The organism is Thiobacillus sp., from assembly GCF_024708915.1.
Map to the genome: position 1 here is coordinate 1 of NZ_JANJXQ010000182.1, position 5,381 is coordinate 5,381.

Consider the following 5,381-nt stretch of genomic DNA (forward strand, 5'->3'; position numbering starts at 1 on the left):
CGGTCGCCGAGGATGGAGCCGCCGCTGATCGGACTGGAGGGATCGACGGCGACGACGGCGACGCTGCGCCCGCGTTTCGTGAATTCGCCGATGAGGGCGTTGATGAGGGTGGACTTGCCGGCGCCCGGCGCCCCGGTCACGCCGACGACGTGGGCACGACCGCAGCGCGGCGCGAGTTCGGCCATCAGTTCGGCGGCACCGGAGCGGTCGTTTTCCAGGAGGGTGATGGCGCGCGCCAGAGCCGGGCGGGAGCGGTTCAGGATCGCCGTCAGGTCAATCCCTGTAGCCGGCTTCATCGTTTATTCCTTGCCAAATATTCTGCATTATTGTGCATTTATATATTTCTTGATGCAATACGTTGCAGTTTTTGATCTTATCATGCTATATAACCACCTGTTACCTGACTTGGCGTCATGGGCTTCGATGGTAGACGGTTTCTTCAATCGTGCAGGCTGGCAATCCATGCTGGATCGCGAAGGCATGCCGATGTCGACCGCCTCGATCGGCTTGCTGCGGCGTGAGGATTTTGCCGCACGCCGCGGCACCCTGCTCCTCTGGCGCTGCGGCGACGAAGGCTGCCAGGCCGACCTTCGCGAGTATAACGGAGCGGCCGGCGACGACGTGGCGGTCCTGCTGGTGGCCGACGATGCGGCGCTGGCGGCCCTGCGCGAAGGCGGCTGGGCGCCCCTGCCGGCTTTGATCCGGCAAGGTCGCCTGCATCCATATATGCTGAAAACCATGGACGAACTCGAAGAGGCCGGGCTGGCCGAGTTCGTCGAGGACCTCGGACTGGTGTTTCCCAAGCACTGACATGAACGTAGCGACAACAAGCGTTTTCGGCGAACTCGATGAATGGCAGGCCATGCTGGACCGCCACGAGGAACTGTTCACCGAGATGGTGCCCGGCTCCAGCGTCGCCATCGTGCCGAAGGAAGGCTCGGGCATCCAGCCGGGCAAGCACGTCGCCGGCCTGATGGCCGCCGAGGGCGCCGGCGAAATGCTGCGCTGGGAAGTCGTGCCGGGCGGCATGCACGCAGAAGTCGTGCCCTACCGCGGTTTTCAGGAAGCCAAAGTGGATCTGCTCTTCGTCGCCGACGCCGAGGCACTGGACCGGCTGCGCAACAACATCGGCGACGACACGCTGTCGCTGATGAAGCGGCAGATCCGCGCCGGCAACGTCATGTTCTTCGTCATGCGCACGAAATACGAACTGCAGGACGCCGGCTACGAGGAATTCCTCGACACGCTGGGCCTGGCCTTCCTCGGAGCCTGCCGATGATCTTCTTCAACCCGGCCGGCGCCCCGGAACTCGCCTGCGACCAGTGCGGCTGCCGCTGGTTCGACCGCATGACCAACACCTGCTACGAGTGCGGCGCCGAAGTGACGCCGCAGATGGAGGCGGAATTCAAACAGGCGCTGGCGGATTTCGCCGCGCGGCAGGACCAAAAGGGGAAACCGGCATGAGCACGACCGAAAAAAGCGGCGCCGACCTGGAGATGGCGCTGGCACGCAAGGAGCGCGACTGGCAGTCGATGATCCGCATCACACACGACTTCTTCCACGCCTGGCGCAAGTCGGTGAAGGACAGACATGGCGAGGCGGCGGCGAAGGAGATGGAACTCGCCTTCTGGGAGAACGTCGGCGTCGGCACCGGCGAGATGTATTTGAAGCGCGGCGGCAGGCCGGAGGACCTCGAGCAGATCGCCTTCACCATGCAGCGCGCCAGCGACGTGATGGGCGAGACGGCGCACATGCGGAAGGACGGCAAGGACGTGCTGGTGGTGCACACCGCCTGCCCGTGGATGGATTCCTTCCGCGCGGCCGGCCTGCCGAACCAGTGCGGCGAGGGCTGCGACCGCTGGTTCCAGGTGGCGGCGAAGACCATTTCGCCGAAGGTGCGCGTGGCCACGGAAAGTCAGCTTCCGCGGGGCGGCGACACCTGCACGCGGCGCTTCACGCTGATCGGTTGAGCGGAGAGAGATAACCAGGGAGGTCGGGCATCACATGTTTCTGAAAGACAAGATTGCAATCGTCACCGGCGCCGGCCAGGGTATCGGCGCCGCCATCGCCCAGGCCTACGCCCAGGAGGGCGCGAAGGTCGCGGTGGTCGACATGAACGCCGATGCGGCGGAGACCGTCGCCGCCGACATCCGCCTCGCCGGCGGCACGGCGAAGGGCTTCGCCTGCAACGTCGCCGAGCGCGAATCGGTGAACCGGATGGCCGCCGAGGTCGCCGCCGAATGGGGCCGCGTCGACATCCTGGTGAACAACGCCGGCATCACGCGCACCGCCATGCTGCACAAGATGACGCCGGAGCAGTGGCAGCAGGTCATCGACGTGCACATGAACGGCAGCTTCTACTGCCTGCAGGCGGTGGTAAACGGCATGATCGAGCGCAAGTCGGGCCGCATCATCAACGTCACCTCGACGGCGGGCCTGCTCGGCACCATCGGCCAGATCAACTACAGCGCCGCCAAGGCCGCCATCGCCGGCATGACCAAGTCGGCGGCCAAGGAGCTCGGCCGCCACGGCATCACGGTGAACGCCATCGCCCCGGGCGCGGCGACGCCGATGACCGAAGTGATCCGCACCGACGACCGCTTCAAGGACAAGTATCTCGAGCGCATCCCGCTCGGCCGCTGGGCCGAGCCGAACGAGGTCGCCCCCGCCTTCGTCTTCCTCGCCTCCGACTGGGCAAGCTATATCACCGGACAGATCCTCGCCGTCGACGGCGGGCTGACCATTCGCTAATTTTTCACCACGGACATTGCCATGAACAAAGCCAAAGCCTCCTTCAAGTGGGACGACCCCCTCCTCCTCGACCTGCAGCTCTCCGAAGAGGAGCGCATGGTGCGCGACACCGCCCACCAGTACTGTCAGGACAGGCTGCTGCCGCGCATCCAGGACGCCTTCCGCAACGAGACCACCGATCCGGCCATCTTTCGCGAGATGGGCGAGCTGGGCCTGCTCGGACCCACCATCCCGGCCGAGTACGGCGGCGCCGGCCTCAACTACGTCTGCTACGGCCTCATCGCCCGCGAAGTCGAGCGCGTCGACTCCGGCTACCGCTCGATGATGAGCGTGCAGTCCTCGCTGGTGATGGTGCCGATCAACGAGTTCGGCACCGAGGCGCAGAAGAAGAAATACCTGCCCAAGCTCGCCACCGGCGAATGGATCGGCTGCTTCGGCCTGACCGAGCCGAACCACGGCTCCGACCCCGGCAGCATGGTCACCCGCGCCAAGCAGGTGAAGGGCGGCTACTCGCTCTCGGGCTCGAAGATGTGGATCTCCAACTCGCCGATCGCCGACGTTTTCGTGGTGTGGGCGAAGACCGAGGACGGCATCATCCGCGGCTTCATCCTCGAAAAGGGCTGGAAGGGCCTCTCCGCCCCCGCCATCCACGGCAAGGTCGGCCTGCGCGCCTCGATCACCGGCGAGATCGTCATGGACGAGGTGTTCGTGCCGGAAGAGAACCTGATGCCCGGCGTGCAGGGCCTGAAGGGGCCGTTCACCTGCCTCAACTCGGCGCGTTACGGCATCGCCTGGGGCGCGCTCGGCGCCGCCGAAGACTGCTGGTTCCGCGCCCGCCAGTACGTGCTCGACCGCAAGCAGTTCGGCCGCCCGCTCGCTGCCAACCAGCTCATCCAGAAGAAGCTCGCCGACATGCTCACCGAGATCACCCTCGGCCTGCAGGCGGTGCTGCGCGTGGGCCGCATGAAGGACGAGGGCATCGCCCCGGTCGAGATCACCTCAATCATCAAGCGCAACTCCTGCGGCAAGGCGCTCGACATCGCCCGCATGGCGCGCGACATGCTCGGCGGCAACGGCATCTCGGACGAGTACCCGGTGGCCCGCCACCTGGTGAACCTCGAGGTGGTCAACACCTACGAAGGCACCCACGACGTCCATGCGCTGATCCTCGGCCGCGCCATCACCGGCATCGCCGCGTTCAGCAACTGAGCCCACGGAGAGCCCCGATGCCCGGCGCCCTGTCGCACGTCCGCGTCCTCGACCTCTCGCGCATCCTGGCCGGCCCCTGGGCCGGGCAGATGCTGGCCGACCTTGGCGCGGACGTCATCAAGGTCGAGCGCCCCGGCGCTGGCGACGACACCCGCGGCTGGGGCCCGCCCTGGCTCAAGGACGAGCAGGGCGCCGACACCAGCGTGGCGGCGTACTACCTGTGCGCCAACCGCAACAAGCGCTCGATCACCATCGACATCACCCAGGCCGAGGGCCAGGCGCTGGTGCGCCGGCTCGCCGCCGAGTCCGACGTGGTGCTGGAGAACTTCAAGGTCGGCGGCCTCGCGCAGTACGGCCTTGACTACGACAGCCTGAAGGCGGTCAATCCGCGCCTGGTGTATTGCTCGATCACCGGCTTCGGCCAGGACGGGCCGTATGCGCCGCGCGCCGGCTACGACTTCCTGATCCAGGGCCTGGGCGGGCTGATGAGCATCACCGGCCGGCCCGACGGCGAGGAGGGCGGCGGCCCGATGAAGGTGGGCGTGGCGCTCACCGACATCCTCACCGGCCTGTACGCCACCAACGCGGTGCTCGCCGCGCTGGCCTGGCGCGACAAGAGCGGCGAGGGCCAGTACATCGACATGGCGCTGCTCGACGTGCAGGTGGCCTGCCTCGCCAACCAGGCGGGCAACTACCTCGCCACCGGGCAGAGCCCGCAGCGGCTGGGTAACGCCCATCCCAACATCGTGCCCTACCAGGACTTCCCCACCGCCGACGGCTACATGATCCTCGCCATCGGCAACGACGGGCAGTTCGCGCGCTTCTGCGCGGCCGCCGGCGCGCCACAGCTCGCAAGCGACGAACGCTTCGCCACCAACCGCGCGCGCGTCGTCAATCGCGCGACGCTGATCCCGCTGCTGAAGAAGCTCACCGTCGAGCGCAGCACCGCGGATTGGATCGCCAGGCTCGAGGCCCTCGCCGTGCCCTGCGGCCCGATCAACACCCTCGCCGACGTCTTCGCCGACCCGCAGGTGCAGGCGCGCGGGCTGAAGGTGACGATGCCGCATCCGGTCGCCGGCCAGGTGCCGCTGGTGGCCAGCCCGATGAAGCTGTCGGCCACGCCGGTGGATTACCGCTTGCCGCCGCCGATGCTGGGCGAGCATACCGACGAGATCCTCGCCGCCACGCTCGGCCTCGACGCCGCGGCGATCGCCCGCCTGCGCGCGGACGGCGTGGTCTGAAGCGGCACAAGAACACTCAAGACGAACACAAGGGAACAGCATGAAGATCCTCGTACCGGTCAAGCGCGTGGTCGATTACAACGTCAAGGTTCGCGTCAAGGCCGACGGCAGCGGCGTGGACCTGGCCAACGTCAAGATGAGCATGAACCCCTTCGACGAGATCTCGGTCGAGGAGGCGGT

General features: G+C 66.8%; 8 protein-coding genes and 1 pseudogene. 8 read left to right on the forward strand and 1 reads right to left on the reverse strand.

Annotated features, from left to right (window positions below; translation table 11 throughout):
• Window positions 1-296, reverse strand: a 296-nt coding sequence (locus tag Q0L94_RS12695) for a GTPase (protein WP_296753755.1), incomplete at its 3' end; no start/stop codon positions are given.
• A 166-nt stretch (window positions 297-462) separates the two neighbouring features.
• Here Q0L94_RS12695 and Q0L94_RS12700 point away from each other — a divergent pair.
• The 8 genes and pseudogenes from Q0L94_RS12700 to Q0L94_RS12735 all read left to right on the forward strand — a co-directional run.
• Window positions 463-810 carry a hypothetical protein gene (locus tag Q0L94_RS12700; RefSeq protein ID WP_296753757.1) on the forward strand — a complete coding sequence of 116 codons (348 nt, stop codon included), beginning with the start codon at window positions 463-465 and terminating at the stop codon, window positions 808-810.
• 1 nt (window position 811) lies between these two features.
• On the forward strand, window positions 812-1,279 hold the full coding sequence (locus Q0L94_RS12705) for a hypothetical protein (RefSeq protein ID WP_296753759.1): 468 nt from the start codon (window positions 812-814) through the stop codon (window positions 1,277-1,279).
• Window positions 1,276-1,464: a cysteine protease gene (locus tag Q0L94_RS12710; RefSeq protein ID WP_116533505.1), complete on the forward strand. Its 189-nt coding sequence runs from the start codon at window positions 1,276-1,278 to the stop codon at window positions 1,462-1,464. Before Q0L94_RS12705 ends, Q0L94_RS12710 begins: the two co-directional genes overlap by 4 nt.
• Window positions 1,461-1,970: an L-2-amino-thiazoline-4-carboxylic acid hydrolase gene (locus Q0L94_RS12715; RefSeq protein WP_296753763.1), complete on the forward strand. Its 510-nt coding sequence runs from the start codon at window positions 1,461-1,463 to the stop codon at window positions 1,968-1,970. The genes Q0L94_RS12710 and Q0L94_RS12715 overlap by 4 nt, the downstream gene beginning before the upstream one ends.
• Window positions 1,971-2,004: 34 nt before the next feature.
• Window positions 2,005-2,751, forward strand: a complete 747-nt coding sequence (gene fabG / locus Q0L94_RS12720) for a 3-oxoacyl-ACP reductase FabG (RefSeq protein ID WP_296753764.1) — start codon at window positions 2,005-2,007, stop codon at window positions 2,749-2,751.
• Between the two features lie 21 nt (window positions 2,752-2,772).
• The gene (locus tag Q0L94_RS12725) at window positions 2,773-3,960 is read left to right on the forward strand and encodes an acyl-CoA dehydrogenase (protein WP_296753766.1); all 1,188 of its coding nucleotides are present in this window, start codon (window positions 2,773-2,775) and stop codon (window positions 3,958-3,960) included.
• 17 nt (window positions 3,961-3,977) lie between these two features.
• On the forward strand, window positions 3,978-5,201 hold the full coding sequence (locus Q0L94_RS12730) for a CaiB/BaiF CoA-transferase family protein (RefSeq protein WP_296753768.1): 1,224 nt from the start codon (window positions 3,978-3,980) through the stop codon (window positions 5,199-5,201).
• A gap of 40 nt (window positions 5,202-5,241) precedes the next feature.
• Window positions 5,242-5,381 (forward strand): annotated as a pseudogene (locus Q0L94_RS12735) (electron transfer flavoprotein subunit beta/FixA family protein); the annotation flags it as partial.